The following is a 14967-nucleotide window of genomic DNA, read 5'->3' on the forward strand; positions in this document are numbered from 1 at the left end:
ACAGTCGCCACACCAGACGATGGGGTTGACGGCGACATCGGTTTCCACGTCAATGGAGACGCCTTGCCCGTCTCCGAGGCCGGGCCGCTGATCTCGTGGTCGATGATGGGGATCGACTCGCCCGTCCAGGGGTGGCGAGTCTAGAATCATGATCTACCCGGCGGCGTACGCATGGAGGTCGGAGTCACAGATGCCATACGTAGCCACCTCGATGAGCACCTCGTTCGGCCCGAGCGACTACGGTTCGACGTCCTCAACGCGTACGTCTCGCACTCCGTAGTACCGTGCCGTTCGCATGCTAACTGAGACCGAGTAGCGAGTAATAGACCTTGGTGTCAGCCTAGTGAAGGCGGTCGAGCCGTCAGGAAAAGACAGTGATGGCAGGGGGACGGTACGCCGAAAGAAGGCAGGGGGTTACCGGTTTCGCCTGGTCTCAAGCGTCGGCAGCATCTCCTCGATGCGCTCGATGTCGACGTCTAGCCAGTCTGGGACCTTCAGTTCCTCGCCGTACTCTGAGGGGTCTTGGTCGATCTCGAAGCCGGGACCCATCGTGGCGTACTCGAAGATGGCTCCGCCAGGTTCGGTGATGTACCGCGAGTGGAAGTAGTCGCGGTCCTTCCGCGAGGTGGTTATATAGCCGTTCTCGCGGAGTTCACCGCTGATCTGGTCCTGCTCCCAATCGTTTTCCACCCGGAACGCGACGTGGAGGTACGTTCCGATGCCCATCACGCCGGTCGGCGCGTTCGGGCGGATGAGGATGTCGACCTTGTTAGCACACGGCGCGTCGCCGGGCGCCCGGTAACGTATGCGGTCGCCGGCCTGGGGGTGCGTGGCCTCGCCGATGCGGTCCCAGCCCATAACTTCCAGCACGTCCATCGTACCGGCGGGGTCAGAGGAGTGGACTGTCGTGTTGTACATGCCACGGATGCCGTGTTTGGCGGGGACGTCGTTGGTCTCCGTCCACGGTTCGATATCGGACTTACCGGTCACCAGTTCGTACGGGAGGCCGTCCGGGTCGGTGAAGGAGATGGCCGTCTCGTCGAAGCGCTCCTCGACGTCGTACTCCATGTCGTACTCCTCGAATCGGTTCGTCCAGTAGTCGACCGATCCCTCCGGTATCGTCAGGCCGACCGAACTCATCATCCCCTTCCCAACCATGCCCTCCTCCATCGGCATGTTCGTCATCGGAAAGTAGGTAACGACGGTCCCAGGCGTCCCCTCCTCGTCCCCGTAGTAGAGGTGGTAGATTTTCTCGGGGACATCGAATCGCACGGTTCGCTTGACGAAGCGGAGTCCGAGGACCTCCGTGAAGAAGTCGTAGTTCTCCTGTGGGTCGTCACAAAACGCCGTTACGTGGTGTATCCCATCGATTTCTGGCATGGTATGATACAACCCCACAGTAACGTCGCCCCCGTCATAACATTTTCTGTATATTACCCCCCGGAACGTATTCCTAACGACGTAGGAGGAGTCGCCGATGACCGAGTCCTCCGTCGACCGATTCTGGCCGGTCAGGGGCCGGTGTAGATGCCCTCCGGGTCCAGTTCGTTCCGGATGAGATCGATCTCGCGGTCGGTCGGCGGTTCCGTCGTCGTCAGGTCCGCGGCGAACTGGAGGTCCCAGTCGGTCTCGCTCCAGACGGTCTCCCGGTCCACGCCGGGGTGGAGCGACTCGACGTACATCTCGCCCGCATCGTCGAATCGCATCACCGCCATGTCCGTTATGACCGCCTCGGGGCCGCCCCGGAGACCGAGTTGCCCGCGGTTCTCGCGCCCCTCGACGTAGCCCGGACTCGTCACGAAGTCGACCTCCTCGGGGAACCGGCGCTCGCTGTGTGGCGTGATGACGATGGTCCGGTGAGTGTTACTCGCTATTTCGCAGGCGCCGCCGCTCCCCGGGAGTCGGACGATCGGGTCGTCGTACTCGCCGATGACCGTCGAGTTGATGTTGCCGTGCCGGTCGATCTGTGCGCCGCCAAGGAAGCCGACGTCGATGCGACCGGACTGAAGGTAGTAGCCGAATCCCTGCACCATCGGGACGATGCTACGGGCGTTCGTCGCCAGTACCGGGTCGCCGATGGACAGCGGCAATTTCGACGGGTCGGAGCCGACGGTCCCCGACTCGTACACCATCTCCAGGTCCGGGGCATGGGTTCGCTTCGCGAGGTTGCACGCGAGGTTCGGGACGCCGACGCCAACGAGCGTTGTATCGCCGTCTACCAGTTCCTTCGCCGCACGGGTCACCATCAGTTCGGTGTCGGTGTAGTCGGCGTCGGTGGCGTCGGAATCGATGCGGTCAACGTCGGTGTGACCAGAGTCAGTGCGTCCAGAGTCAGCGCGGTTGGTGTCGTCGCTCATCTCAGTACTCTCCCATGTCGACGGGCGTCGCGTAGTTCGACCGGGGCTGGAGGTCGAGGAACCGTTCGGTGTCCAGTTTCTCCAGGTACTCCGCCCGGTTCTCGACGCCGTACACCCACTCGTCGAGCCACTCGACCGTCGACTCGTGTGACGCGGACTGGCGGTCCCAGTCGAGGTACGCCTCGTTGTCGCGGTCGTAGTACCCCTGCGCGTACGACGGGTGTGACCCGTACGGCTCTTCGACCACGTAATCGACGATGGACCCCGGAATCAGGGTCCGGTTCGGGTCGCTGCGAATGACTCGCGAATCGACGAATTCCTCGACGCTCAGGACGACCGTGTCGGCGGCGAACGCCGCCTCCACCATCTCACCGACGATGCCCCAGAGCTGTCCGTTCCCGTCCGCGTCGGCACGTTGTGCTCTGACGACGGCCACGTCTGGGTTCAGCGGGGGGACGACCGGTATTTCGTCGACGCCCTCGTCGTAGGGGTTCTCGACGGTCCGAATGGCGTCGGTATGCTCGGGGTAGCTGGACCCGATATACGTCCGGAGCGGGAGGAACGGGAGGTCCTGTGCCCCCGCCGCAAGACGGGTGACGAGGCCGAAGTGTGAGTACTCCTCGATGGACAGTTCGTTCGGCACGCCGTCCTCGACTGCCCGACGGAACGCCCGAAGGCTCCCCACGCCGGGGTTCCCCGCCCACGAGAACGTCATCTCGCTCGCACAGCCGGCGGCGACCAGCTGGTCGTAGACGAGATCCGGCGTCGCCCTGACGAGGTGCAGGTCGCGTCGTCCCTGCCGGATTATCTCGTGGCCGGCCGCGAACGGGATGAGGTGCGTGAACCCACCGAGGTAGAGGCTCTGGCCGTCGGCGACCGCCGCCTCAATGGCGCGGTCCATCTCGACTACTTCGGGCACGTTACGACCCCCTCTCGAACGATGACTCTACTCGGCACGCTGCGCGGCACGCTGGGTCTTCCATGAGGCGTGTATCCGGGGGTTCGTCATAAGTGTCCGGTCCGCACTGCGGGCCCTCGTCGACTCCTGGCCCACGGATGGTGACCCAGCCACCGTCGACGAGGATGGTCTCAGCGGTGACGTACGAGGACTGGTCGCTCGCGAAGAACACGGCGACGTTCCCCACGTCGTCGGGCATACCGAGTCGGTCCATCACCGCCTCCTCGGCCCAAGTCGCCGCGGCCTCCGGGTCGTGGTTCTCCGCCAGGCCGTCTGGTCGGTGACCCCCGGCTGGATGGCGTTGACGCGGACTTCCTGTCCGAGGCGGTCGGCGATCGAGAGGGTCATCGACCTCACGCCTCCTTCGCGGCGGCGTAGAAGACAGACCCTGGTTCGACGAACCCCTGGTCGGCCGCGGAACTCAGGACGTTAACTATGGAGCCGCCATCCTCCAGCATCTGTTCACCGGCGGCCTGAAAGCCGTAGTACGCGCCCTTCAGGTCCACCTCGATGCGCGTCTCGAAGTCCTCGTCGGTGGTATCGAAGAACTCCACCAGGTGGAGGCTGCCTGCGTTATTGACCACAACGTCTACGCGGCCGAGAAGTTCGGCTGCGTCAACCACCCCGACCAGGTCGTCGTAGTCCGTCACGTCACACTCCACGACCTCGCCGTGGGAGTCGGTTACGTCCTCGACGGCCTTCCAGCGTGGGCGTCGTCTCCGTCGTCTTTGGTTTGTGGTGCAGGTTAGCGATGACGACGTTGACGCCCGCTCTGGCTAGTTTCAGGGGTGATTCCCCGTCCGGTGTCGCTCGCGTCGCCTGTGATTATCGCGTTCATTCCGCTCAACTGACTCGGCATAAGCCTATAGTAACAGGAAACGATATCGAAGCTCCGGTCAGGGGCCTGCAGGAAGCCCGGGAATTGGGGTGCCGACGGCGTGGATACCTTTATTACCGACTCGCCAGGTGTCGTTGACATGCCCAAGTCGAGTATTACGAGACTGGAGGAAGTCGGCGAAGCGACATTGGCCGTCGAGATCGAGACACCACAGGGATTTGAGGCGTTTCCCGGACAGTTCGTCCTAATTCGAGCGACCGTCGACGGTAATGAGGAGTCGGGGTACTACACAATCTCCTCGCCGACGGTGGACGAGACGTTCGAGGTGACGGTCGCCGTCGACCCGGACGGGACGCTCGGCCCGTGGTTCGCCGGTCGGACGCTCACCGATTCCGTCACCGTCGAGGGACCGTACGGGGAGGTCCAGTACACGGACGACGGAGACGTCCTCGTGCTGGCGAGCGGTCCTGGCATCGGTCCGGCGGTCGGTATCGCCGAACGGGCACTTGACACGGGTCACGAGGCGACGGTCGTCTACGGCGGTAGCAACCCACCTCACGGTGACCGCCTCACGAGACTGGAGAAAGAGGGCGCGACCATCATCATCTCGGACAACCTCGGGACGGCGGTCGGGTCGCTCGACTTTGACGGGGTCCAGACGTACGTGTTCGGATTCCAGGGGTTCGTCGAGGAGGCAAGGACCACGCTGACCGACGCGAGTGTGGATCTTGACGACGTGGAAATAGAGGGGTTCGGTCCCGAGTGAGTGGACGGTAGCCAAGCAGTACGGAGACGTCTCAGAGCACTTGAAAGCCGCCGTAGTGGACGTTGAGGTCGCGGACGGAGAGCATCTACGCCTCCATCCCCGACGTACGCCTCCGCGACGTATGGGAAGACCCGCAGCTGCGCCGGCGTCGTTCGGGTTGAGGTCGAGAAACAATCGCAGGATACGTCTGCCACGAATATCGAACACGTCACGCCAACGCCCACCGGCGGGCGTCCCGTCGAGTCGCCACTTGATGCCGTCGGCGGTCTCGCCAGTGCTAGTCCTCTCGACGACGACCACGTAGATGTCGATGACGTAATTAAACATCTCGTAGTCATGAGCCATCGCGTTCACGGTCTCGCCCGACGCCGTTGAACAGTTCGTCGATCTCGTCGTGACCGGTCGCGACGCCCCTCTTCAGGTAGAACACCCAGCGTCCTCGGCGAACAGGTCAAGGAAGTCGTCGCCACGGTGCAGTCGCCGGAAGTACTCAAGGACGGTGCTCTTCCACTCGACATCGTCTGAGGTATCTTCTCGCATTTACCGCCATATTCACACGTAAGAATCCCCCATTGCGTCTTGATGGGCGACGCTCGAGGCGGGACGAACGCGATTCACGTCTCGGGAGTGACGAACTATCGTTGTTCGACCGACGGCCCGCAGGATTACATACAATTAAGTGGTGCCGTGCGAACTGTGACCACATGGAAACCTTTGCGTTTCACCTGATGCCGTATCAGGACATAGAGGAGATTGACGAAGAGCACGCGGCGTGGCCGTGGGCCGAGTACGAGTATGACCCCGAGAAGGGTGCCCAGTACTACGACGACTACCTCGGTCAACTGGAGTACGCCGCGGACCTCGGGTTCGACGGTGTCGCAGTCAACGAACACCACTACAACGCGTACGGTCTCCAGCCGAGTCCGAACATCACTGCGTCAAACCTCGCGGGCCGGACAGAGGACACGACCATCGCCTTTTTCGGGAACCTCCCGGCGCTACGGGAGAATCCAATTCGATTGGCCGAGGAACTCGCAATGCTTGACAACATCACCGAGGGTCGCATCATCAGCGGGTTCCCGCGTGGCATTCCGAGCGAGTACCTCGCGTACGGCATCCCGATGGAGGAGTCCCGGAGTCGCTTCGAGGAGGCGTGGGACCTCATCGTGAAGGCGTGGACCGCCGACGAACCGTTTGACTGGGACGGCAAGCATTTCCAGTACGAGCAAGTCAACATCTGGCCACGCCCCTACCAAGACCCCCACCCGCAGCTCTGGATGCCAGCTGAGAGCGAAGAGTCACTGCGGTTTGCCGCCGAACGACAGATCCCAACGGGTCTCGTGTTCCAGCCCATCGAGACCATCGCCGAGAAGTTCGACGAGTATCGGCAGTACGCCGACGAGTACGACTGGACGCCAGGCGACGAACACTTCTCGACGATGCGCGCTATCTACGTCGCCGAGTCGATGGAGAAGGCCCGCGAGGAGGCCGAGCAACACCTTCGGAAGTTCTACAAGACGCTCACCGCTGGCGTTCACATCGGCGTAACCGCGGGCATGATGGGCGACCAGCCGTGGGCCCCTGACAAGTGGGACACCTATGTCGACGAACTTCATCCGCACGGCGAACTCGCGTACAACTACGACTTCGAGAAGTTCCAGGACTACGGCGAGACCATCGTCGGCACCCCTGAGTACGTCGTTGAGGAACTGAAACGCCAGTACGACGTCGTCGACGGGTTCGGCCGTATCGTCGGGCAGTTTCACTTCGGCGACCTGCCGGACTGGAAGATGCGCAAGAGCCTCAAACTCTATGCTGAGGAGGTCAAGCCCGAAGTCGACGAGATCGGCGACGTGAATCCGAACGAGTAACCACAGTGCGAACGCCGAATTTCTACGTTTCACGCCGGACAACAGTAGCCGTCGACCGCCCTCCAGGCACAAATACCTCGTAGCGAACCGCTCGCGTCGGTCCGATTCGGCGAAAGCTCTTACTCGGACGCGGTCGCAGAGGACGATTACATAGCACCCTCGCTGCACCAGTCGCTGCTGATGGTCACCGACCTCGAGGAGTCGACAGCGTTCTACCGGGACATCGTGGGACTGAATGTGGACCGCGAAGCTGACGGGAACGTGGAGTTCGACACCGGACAGGCGACGCTCGTGCTTGAATCTGACTTCGAGGAGGACGTACTCGACGCGTTCGGCCTAGACGCTCCTGGCGACGAGCGGGGTCGGGGGGTCGTTGTCGCCATCGAGGTCGACGGGCCGGGAACCGTCGACGACATTTGCGAGTTGGTCCCCACTGAGAGGATGCGCCTCGAACCGACGGATGTCGACTGGGGCCGCCGAATGGCTATTCTCTCGGACCCGGACGACTACGCCGTCGAGATCTCGGCACCGCTGTAAGCGAGCTACCTGAACATATTTAACGAACGATGACCCTCGTTGGTGTGATGCGTGCGAAAGAGCCACATCCAGAGATTCAGGCATTCATCGACGAGGCGGCGGACGCGCCGGCGTTCAACGAGATGAGCATCGAGGAGGTACGGGGGATGACCGTCGAGGTGTTCTCCGTCGAGGACCCCGACCCGGTCGGCGAGGTCGTCGACCGGACGATTCTCGGGGAGGGAGGAGACCTGCCAATTCGCACCTACGTCCCGGAGGGCGAGGGGCCGTTCCCGGTGACGATGTTCTTCCACGGTGGCGGGTTCGTCTCGGGGAGCCTGGAGAGCCACGACCAACTGTGCAGGGCGCTGGCGAACGCGACCGGCGCGGCGGTCGTCGCCGTCGACTATCGCCTCGCGCCGGAGCATCCGTTCCCTGCGGCCGTCGAGGACGCGTACACCGCGACGCAGTGGGTTGCGGAGAACGCCGACGAGTTCGAGGGGGACGCGAGTCGACTCGCCGTCGCGGGCGACTCTGCAGGCGGGAACCTCGCGGCCGTCGTCGCCCAAATGACTCGCGACCGTGACGGCCCCGACCTCCAGTACCAGTTGCTCCTCTACCCGACGGTGTCATCCCACATGGACTGGCCGTCGGTCGAGGAGAACGGCCAGGGATATTTCATCACGGCCGAGGACCTTGAGTGGTTCGACGACCAGTACTTCGAGAACGACATCGACGCGATGAACGTCTACGCCTCGCCGCTGCTGGCAGCCGAATTGGAGGACCTCCCGCCCGCGACGGTCGTGACCGCCGGGTTCGACCCGTTGCGCGACCAGGGCGTCGCGTACGCGGAAAGGCTGGAAGAGGCCGGCGTCGAGGTGACCCATCGCCACTACGACGACGTCATCCACGCGTTCGTCCAGATGGCGACCAAGCCATTCAGCTTCGAGCGCTCCGCCGAGGCGTTCGACGACGCTGGAGCCGACCTCCGCGACGCACTGGTAGAATGAGTAACCACGGCCACTCGCGGCGCGCCATCGATCGCTCCGTCGCCGGCCAGAGCGTCGCCGCCCGCATCGCTGCTACTTGCGTCGCGATTGCCGCCCATCGTCACCGGAGAAAGAGTATTGTACGCTGTCAACGACCGGCCCGTAGTCCCACTATGTTGACACTGACGCCGACCAGCGGTCGACGGGACAGGTGTATCGACTGATGTCGTTCGAGATCAAGGGAGCCGTGACGAGTGGGTTCGGTCGGGGCGAGGAGTTCGTCTCACTACAGGGGTACGCACGTCAGTTCGAGGAGAAGCTGGGCTACGAGCCGTACCCTGGCACGCTGAACCTCAACCTCCCACGCCCCGTGACGGACGAACTCGACGGCCTCCAACCAGTCTACATCGAGGAGTGGAGCAACGCCGGCCGGTCGTTCGGCGGTGTCGACTGCTATCCCACTGAGATGGTCAACAGCGACGCTTTCGTCCGGGTGCACACCATCGTTCCGCGGCGAACCGACCACGACGCGTCGACGATAGAACTCATCTCTCCCGTCGGACTGCGGGCTCGCTACGACCTGAGCGACGATGACTGTGTGTCGATTCGCGTATCATCGAGCGACGGCGGTGCGTCGAACGGGACGTAAGCGTCGTTGGGTGAGCGGCCGCGCGGACAGCGACTACTCATCGAGGAAGCGTCAGTCAATGGTCGCTCGGCGACGGCTACTCGCCGGCTAGTAGCACGGAGTCGCGTTCTGGGTGAGGCCGGGCCAGTTCGCGGTCGAGTAGGGCCGCCGACACCCGGTCGTACGTCTCGGCGACCGCCTCTTCGACGACCGCCGTGTTCGCCGTGAGCGGGAGGAAACTCGTGTCGCTCTCCCACCGCGGGATGACGTGCATGTGGAGGTGGTCGGCGATGGAGGCACCGCCGGCGTTGCCGACGTTGAACCCGACGTTGTACCCGCCTGGCGATAGCGCGTCGTTAAGTGCCGCAATGGCGGTCTGGGCCGTCCGTATGCAGTCGACGACCGTCGCCTCGTCGAGCACATGGAACTTGCCGCCGTGGTCGTATGGAATCACCATCAGGTGCCCTGGGTTGTACGGCATGTTGTTCAACAAGACGTAGACGTGTTCGCTCCGGGCGACGACGTTGGTCCCTCGGTCGTCGCCTCGCTTCGGGAGCGCGCAGAACGTACACGATGAGTCGTCGGCCTCCTCGTCACGGTCCCGGTTCACCCATTGCATCCGCCACGGGGCGAATAGTGAATCTATCTACAGATAGTGCAGTCGGGCCGTGTTAAACCGTTCGGTGAACTGATCGTGCGGAACACTGATCGTACCATGCTCAACGACCGACACGGTCCGGACAATACTTATGAGGCATGCCAACCAGTGTCTCACATGGTTTCGATCGTACCGATGCGAATCGAGGTGGTCAGCGATGTGGAGTGACACCCTGCTCCCGGACAGTTACAGCTATCCACAGAAAGAGGTCAAGGACGGACTGGACGACGCTGTCGAGGCGTTCGGTCACGGAGAACCGGTCCTCGTCCACGACGACGATGATCGCAAGAACGAGATCGACCTAGTGTACCCCGCTCACGCCGTCACCCCCTCTGACGTCGCGCGACTGCGCAACGACGCGGGCGGCCTCATCTGCGTCGCCCTCGCGCACGATGTCGCGGAGGTGTTCGACCTGCCGTTCCTTCACGACGCCGTCGACCATCCCGCCGGGAGGTCGCCAGCAATCGCGTACGACGACCGCTCGTCGTTCTCGCTGACGGTGAACCACCGCGACACGTTCACCGGTGTCGTGGACAACGACCGGGCGCGCACCATCGCCGAACTCGGCGAGGCGGCACGCGACCCCGACGCCGTCGACTTCGCGACCGAGTTCGACACGCCCGGCCACGTCCAGCTGCTGAAGGCAGCGCCGGAACTCCTCGACGACCGGCAGGGACACACGGAACTCGGCATCGCGCTGGCCGACCTCGCCGGTGTGCCCCCGGCGGTCGTGGTCTGTGAGATGCTCGACGACCAGACGGGCGGGGCACTCTCCCGCTCCGGCGCCGAGTCGTACGCCCGGGACAACGACGCGGTGTTCCTGAACGGCGGGACGATAGTCGACAAACTAGACGGCTGACTCTGCTCCATCGAGCCCGCTTCTCACGCTTCGAACCCCCGTCCGGTCGACGGTAGCGGCGTTCGGTGCTGGCCCCAGAACCAAGCTTCAAGATACCAGCGGTCGATGGGCCGGTATGTCACAGCAGCCAGCGGAATACCCGACTCACCGACCGACAGACGAGGCGTACCTCGACGCCGACCAGTTCGACCCGCCGACCTCGCTGCTCAACCTCCCCTGGGTCGACTGTCACAATCACGCCCACACGCTGTCGTGGGAGGACCGCGAGCGCTACTCGCTGTCGGGATGCGAAGCGATGGTCATGGTGGCGTCGGGCTACCACTGGACGCCGTACAAACCCGTCGCGGCCGAGGACGTGCAGTTCCTCTGGGACGATGTCATCAACCGGAAGCGCGCCATCGAGCGCAACCATCTCTTCGACGCGAACCTCGCGCTCGGCGTCCACACTGGCGTCCGCATCGAGAACCCCGAAACGCTACTGGAGCGGATGGCGGCGTACAGCCAGCTCGATGACGTCGTCGCCATCGGCGAGACGGGTATCACGCCCACTCAGCACGCCGAGTCGTGGGACTTGGACGAACAGCGAGCGGTCATTGGATCGCAGATGGAACTCGCCGACGAGGAGGACCTGCCAGTCATCCTCCACACGCCGAACGTCGGAACCGACTCGGGGCCGGAGTACCGCCCAGAGTTCGGCCTGCCGGGCTACGAGAGCAATACGTCGGTCGTGCAGGACCCGGTGCTTACGGGCGAGAACCCGGCGCTGGAGTCGGTGAAGATAGACATCGACGTCGCCGCAGAGGTCGGCCTGCCCGAAGAGAGTATCGTGGCGTCCCACGCTGACACGAACAACGTCGAGTACCTGCTGGAGGAGACCGACTGTTACGTCAGTTTCACGGTCGGCTACCCGTGGCTGACCGGCATCGACGCGACTGACGTCGCGAACACCATCGAGGAGTATGGCCCGGACCGCGTCATGATGGACACCGACTGCGCGAACATCCTCAAGACCGACGTATTCTCGGTCAAGCGCAGCATCCTCGAACTGTACCGGCAGGGTATTGACGAGGACGACGTCCGGCAGGTCGTGCTCGACAATCCGCGGGACGTGTTCGGCCTTGGCTGAGAGAAAACGAAAGCGGGACGGCGAGCCAACGAGCAGTGCCGACAGCCGGTCAGCGATGCCGACAGCCGTTCGTTAGCTCCCCCAGTCCCTCTACGCCGACCGTCACGGTGTCGCCGTCGTCCAGCAGCACCTGCGGATCGCGGTAGACGCCGACGCCTGGGGGCGTGCCCGTGAAGATCAGATCGCCCGGCTTCAGCGTGAACGCGCGACTGCAGAACGAAACGAGTTCGTCGATGCCGAAGATGAGGTTCGCCGTCGTCGAGTCCTGGACACGGTCGCCGTTGACCTCCGTCCAGATATCGAGGGCGTGGGGGTCGTCAACCTCCGAGAGCGTCACGAGGTCCGGGCCGGTCGGCGCGAACGTGTCGAGGCTCTTCCCGCGGACCCACTGGCCGTCGCCGTGCTGGAGATCACGCGCCGAGACGTCGTTGCCGACCGTGACGCCGGCGACGTAGTCGAACGCATCCTCCTCGGAGACTTCGCGGGCCTCGCGGCCGACGACGACGACGAGTTCCGCCTCGTAGTCCACCTGCTCAGTGTACGATGGATTCCAGACGACATCATCACCGGGCGCGGTGAGCGTCGTCGGGAACTTCGAGAACAGCACCGGTTCGTCGGGGATGGGGTTATCTCCCTCCTCGGCGTGGTCGCGGTAGTTCAGGCCGACACAGACAATCTTCTCTGGACTCGACACCGGTTCGTGACGCTCCAGCGAGTCCAGATCGTGCCGTGCGATGCCCGCTTCCTTGGCGTACTCGACCGCGAGCGACGCCTTCTCCTCCCAGTTCCACTGCTTCAGGAGCGCCGTCGTCCGCCGGGGTATCTCGATGCCTGCTTCCTCGCCCGCGGCGTGGAGGTCAATTACGGTATTCTCGTCAAGTAGCGCGCCGCACCACGGCCAGTCCGTAGTCGACGTGCTGAATTGCCCAATACGCATCGGAGTAGGCTACTATCCGCAGATATTTAATTGTCGGTCTAGACGAAGCGCGCGAGCCACTGCATGACGCGAACCACTGTGAATCATTTTCATGTCGGGCCTGGAGGTACAGATGGACTCGAGGTTTTCCCTGGGGCGTATCGACCGGGGAACGTTCGACTCTACAGGGCACTCGTCGACACTAGCGTGAGCACGTCGGTATTGGCGGGCGTCGTCAACGACCCCGACGCCGTCACGGCCCGCTAGCGGGAGAACCGCGGTTCATCTCGGTCATCACGCAACCGCTTGACGAGTACGAGACGTACTTCGACCTCCACGAGATGGGATCGCGCGACGCCCTCCGGGCCGAGGGCGCCAGTCTCGGCGACGTGGACGTCGGTGACCTGAACGGCGTTACCACCGCATGAAGCCGTATTCCGACATCGAACCAGCCTTCGAACGCCCGCGAACACGGGATACGGTCCGTCTGTCGTCTCGTCCATCACGTCCAGATCAGCGTACACGTTGCACTCCGAATCCATCACGTCACCCGATTACTGACGGTCACGACGCGGCGCGAGAGAAGACCGAACGACAGGTCGCTGCTGAACCGAAGAAGCGCCACACCCTCAGTAGTCCCAGCGCTCAATGGTGGTCGCACGGGCGGCACAGAAACTCAAGGACGGCGACGACTACCGTGTCGCCGTCCACGTCCCGAACCTGGCCTACAACCTCGAGAAACGGGCCCACGCACTGAACTTGCAGATAGTATACGAGTTTGGCACCGTCGATTCGACTCCGCCGAAGTTGCCGTTGGTTTATCGGCGATCCTATGCTCGCTACGGACGCAAAGAGCGTCGTGTCGATGGTACATGGGTTCTTTTATTACCCGCAAGTTGATCGTATCGGCGCGGGCTTCTTGGGGAGGGTGCAGATTGACCGGTTTAGGAACATCGACTTGACGGTCATCGGCGACGTTGACCTCATCGCCCGCCTCTCCGGCTGCGGTGACAGGTAGGGAGGCTGACCGAAGGGCCGATGATGGACTAGCGGCATAGGTCGTTGGTTCGAGGGACCTTCAAGCGTTCAACACCTGAGAGGCGTTTGCCCCTCTCGATCCGGGGTGCGTCGCTGACGGCACTGGGGGGAACCCATGACCGAGGGATCAGCAGAACTCGCCGGTCGAACACCGACCCTCTCTGGCGAGGAGTCGTCCGGGGGAACACTAACCTTCCTCGAATCGCAACGGTGACTATGCGTTCCCATATGGTCTCGCGTACAGGTCGCCCAGATCTCCACGTCGTCGAAACGGGATTGCAGGACGCTCAGTCTATCCTCCTCGTCCACGGGTACTCTCAGAACCATCTCTCGTGGCGTAAGCAATTGTTCTCTCCGCTAGCCGACGCGTTTCATCTGGTAGCGATGGATCTACGCGGTCACGGGGACTCGGAGAAGCCACGCGACGGATACGACGATAGTGAGGCCTGGGCGAGCGATGTACGCGCAGTCGTCGAAGCACTCGACTTAGAACCGTTCGTACTCGTCGGGTGGTCCTACGGATCGCTTGTCGTGCTCGACTATCTAGCGAGTTATAGCGCTATCGGCGTTGACGGCGTGAACCTGGTCGGCATCGTCGCCGGAGTCGGGACCGAACAAACGAACGAATGGCTCCAGCAGGGGTACCTCGAGCTATTCCCGGACCTTGTCTCATCCGACGCCGAGACGAGCGCGTCGGCGCTCGATCGATTCGTCGCACAGTGTTTCAATGCGGAGTTATCACCTGAGGAACGGTACCTCCTGCTCGGGATGAACACAATCGTCCCGCCGTACGTCCGCGATGGGATGCGCGACCGAACCGTGGCACACGTCGAGTTTTTAGATGACATCTCCGTGCCCACACTGCTCACGCATGGCGCTCACGACGGTGTCGTCGCCATCGACGCAGCGCGCGAGGCCGCCCGTCGAATACCCGATTCTACGCTGTCGGAGTACCCCGAAGACGGACATACGCCGTTCTGGGAGTCTCCCGAACGGTTCAATCGAGAACTCGCGGAATTCGTTACAGAGGTATCCTAACTGACGACTAGAGAGCATAACTGGACTCGCGAAGGAACCCACGTATGTCGGCAGACGTTGGTCAGTTCGCCGGCGCCCTTGGCGCCGACAGTAACGGTGACACTATCGTCAAGCAAAACCTATGGTCGCGGTACACTCCGCTTCCAGATGGGATACCAGAAAGTGTACATCTCCGGAGCAAGGATAAGGCGTAGCTATAGAAGGCAATTAGTTCGTCGATACTGAAGATGAGGTTCGCCGTGGTCATATCCTGAACTCGTTTGCCGTTGATTTCCGTTTAGACCCTGAGATCGTGGGGATAGTAGCTCTCTGTCAACGCTACCAGTTCTGGGCCAATCAGTGCTAACGTATCCCAACTCTTCCCGTGCACTCACTGCACGTCATCGTGTAACAAAGTCTATAACAGAAT

At 62.6% G+C, this 14967-nt stretch carries 16 protein-coding genes and 1 pseudogene; 9 read left to right on the forward strand and 8 right to left on the reverse strand.

Annotation, left to right across the window (positions count from 1 at the left end; translation table 11 throughout):
* Window positions 1–414: 414 nt before the first annotated feature.
* From NKI68_RS00315 to NKI68_RS00335, 5 genes and pseudogenes are all read right to left on the reverse strand, one after another.
* Window positions 415–1380 (reverse strand): VOC family protein, encoded by a 966-nt coding sequence (locus NKI68_RS00315; RefSeq protein ID WP_254544702.1) that lies wholly within the window; start codon window positions 1378–1380, stop codon window positions 415–417.
* 131 nt (window positions 1381–1511) lie between these two features.
* Window positions 1512–2246 carry a CoA-transferase subunit beta gene (locus NKI68_RS00320; protein WP_368410962.1) on the reverse strand — a complete coding sequence of 245 codons (735 nt, stop codon included), beginning with the start codon at window positions 2244–2246 and terminating at the stop codon, window positions 1512–1514.
* Window positions 2247–2358: 112 nt separating this feature from the next.
* Window positions 2359–3276, reverse strand: coding sequence for a CoA transferase subunit A (locus NKI68_RS00325; RefSeq protein ID WP_254544704.1), 918 nt, complete (start codon window positions 3274–3276; stop codon window positions 2359–2361).
* 1 nt (window position 3277) lies between these two features.
* The gene (locus tag NKI68_RS00330) at window positions 3278–3700 is read right to left on the reverse strand and encodes an SDR family oxidoreductase (RefSeq protein WP_368410963.1); all 423 of its coding nucleotides are present in this window, start codon (window positions 3698–3700) and stop codon (window positions 3278–3280) included.
* Window positions 3669–4016 (reverse strand): annotated as a pseudogene (locus tag NKI68_RS00335) (SDR family NAD(P)-dependent oxidoreductase); the annotation flags it as partial. The gene NKI68_RS00330 and the pseudogene NKI68_RS00335, both read right to left, overlap by 32 nt.
* A 276-nt stretch (window positions 4017–4292) precedes the next feature.
* Here NKI68_RS00335 and NKI68_RS00340 point away from each other — a divergent pair.
* From NKI68_RS00340 to NKI68_RS00360, 5 genes are all read left to right on the forward strand, one after another.
* The gene (locus NKI68_RS00340; RefSeq protein WP_254544708.1) at window positions 4293–4919 is read left to right on the forward strand and encodes an FAD-dependent oxidoreductase; all 627 of its coding nucleotides are present in this window, start codon (window positions 4293–4295) and stop codon (window positions 4917–4919) included.
* Window positions 4920–5623: 704 nt separating this feature from the next.
* The gene (locus NKI68_RS00345; protein ID WP_254544709.1) at window positions 5624–6790 is read left to right on the forward strand and encodes an LLM class flavin-dependent oxidoreductase; all 1167 of its coding nucleotides are present in this window, start codon (window positions 5624–5626) and stop codon (window positions 6788–6790) included.
* Between the two features lie 174 nt (window positions 6791–6964).
* Window positions 6965–7327, forward strand: coding sequence for a VOC family protein (locus NKI68_RS00350; protein WP_256562693.1), 363 nt, complete (start codon window positions 6965–6967; stop codon window positions 7325–7327).
* A 47-nt stretch (window positions 7328–7374) separates the two neighbouring features.
* Window positions 7375–8316: a LipP1 family hormone-sensitive lipase gene (lipP1, locus tag NKI68_RS00355; RefSeq protein ID WP_254544711.1), complete on the forward strand. Its 942-nt coding sequence runs from the start codon at window positions 7375–7377 to the stop codon at window positions 8314–8316.
* A 202-nt stretch (window positions 8317–8518) separates the two neighbouring features.
* Window positions 8519–8944, forward strand: a complete 426-nt coding sequence (locus tag NKI68_RS00360; protein WP_254544712.1) for a DUF120 domain-containing protein — start codon at window positions 8519–8521, stop codon at window positions 8942–8944.
* Between the two features lie 76 nt (window positions 8945–9020).
* Here the strand turns inward: NKI68_RS00360 and NKI68_RS00365 are convergent, their stop codons facing one another.
* Window positions 9021–9542 carry an HIT family protein gene (locus tag NKI68_RS00365; protein ID WP_254544713.1) on the reverse strand — a complete coding sequence of 174 codons (522 nt, stop codon included), beginning with the start codon at window positions 9540–9542 and terminating at the stop codon, window positions 9021–9023.
* A gap of 196 nt (window positions 9543–9738) precedes the next feature.
* Here NKI68_RS00365 and ribB point away from each other — a divergent pair, with 196 nt between their 5' ends.
* Together ribB and NKI68_RS00375 are read left to right on the forward strand one after the other, a co-directional pair.
* Window positions 9739–10440: a 3,4-dihydroxy-2-butanone-4-phosphate synthase gene (gene ribB, locus NKI68_RS00370; protein WP_254544714.1), complete on the forward strand. Its 702-nt coding sequence runs from the start codon at window positions 9739–9741 to the stop codon at window positions 10438–10440.
* Window positions 10441–10555: 115 nt separating this feature from the next.
* A complete protein-coding gene (locus NKI68_RS00375) occupies window positions 10556–11566 on the forward strand; it encodes a TatD family hydrolase (RefSeq protein ID WP_254544715.1) in 1011 nt (336 codons plus the stop codon).
* Between the two features lie 49 nt (window positions 11567–11615).
* Here NKI68_RS00375 and NKI68_RS00380 read toward each other — a convergent pair whose 3' ends face one another.
* Window positions 11616–12503: a fumarylacetoacetate hydrolase family protein gene (locus NKI68_RS00380; RefSeq protein ID WP_254544716.1), complete on the reverse strand. Its 888-nt coding sequence runs from the start codon at window positions 12501–12503 to the stop codon at window positions 11616–11618.
* Window positions 12504–12745: 242 nt separating this feature from the next.
* Window positions 12746–13024, reverse strand: a complete 279-nt coding sequence (locus tag NKI68_RS00385; protein ID WP_254544717.1) for a hypothetical protein — start codon at window positions 13022–13024, stop codon at window positions 12746–12748.
* A 290-nt stretch (window positions 13025–13314) separates the two neighbouring features.
* Here NKI68_RS00385 and NKI68_RS00390 point away from each other — a divergent pair, with 290 nt between their 5' ends.
* Both NKI68_RS00390 and NKI68_RS00395 read left to right on the forward strand, forming a co-directional pair.
* Window positions 13315–13500: a hypothetical protein gene (locus tag NKI68_RS00390; protein WP_254544718.1), complete on the forward strand. Its 186-nt coding sequence runs from the start codon at window positions 13315–13317 to the stop codon at window positions 13498–13500.
* A gap of 248 nt (window positions 13501–13748) precedes the next feature.
* Window positions 13749–14558 carry an alpha/beta fold hydrolase gene (locus NKI68_RS00395; protein ID WP_254544719.1) on the forward strand — a complete coding sequence of 270 codons (810 nt, stop codon included), beginning with the start codon at window positions 13749–13751 and terminating at the stop codon, window positions 14556–14558.
* Window positions 14559–14967: the final 409 nt, after the last annotated feature.

The sequence above is a fragment of the Halomarina pelagica genome, from assembly GCF_024228315.1.
GTDB classification, from domain to species: Archaea; Halobacteriota; Halobacteria; order Halobacteriales; family Haloarculaceae; genus Halomarina; species Halomarina pelagica.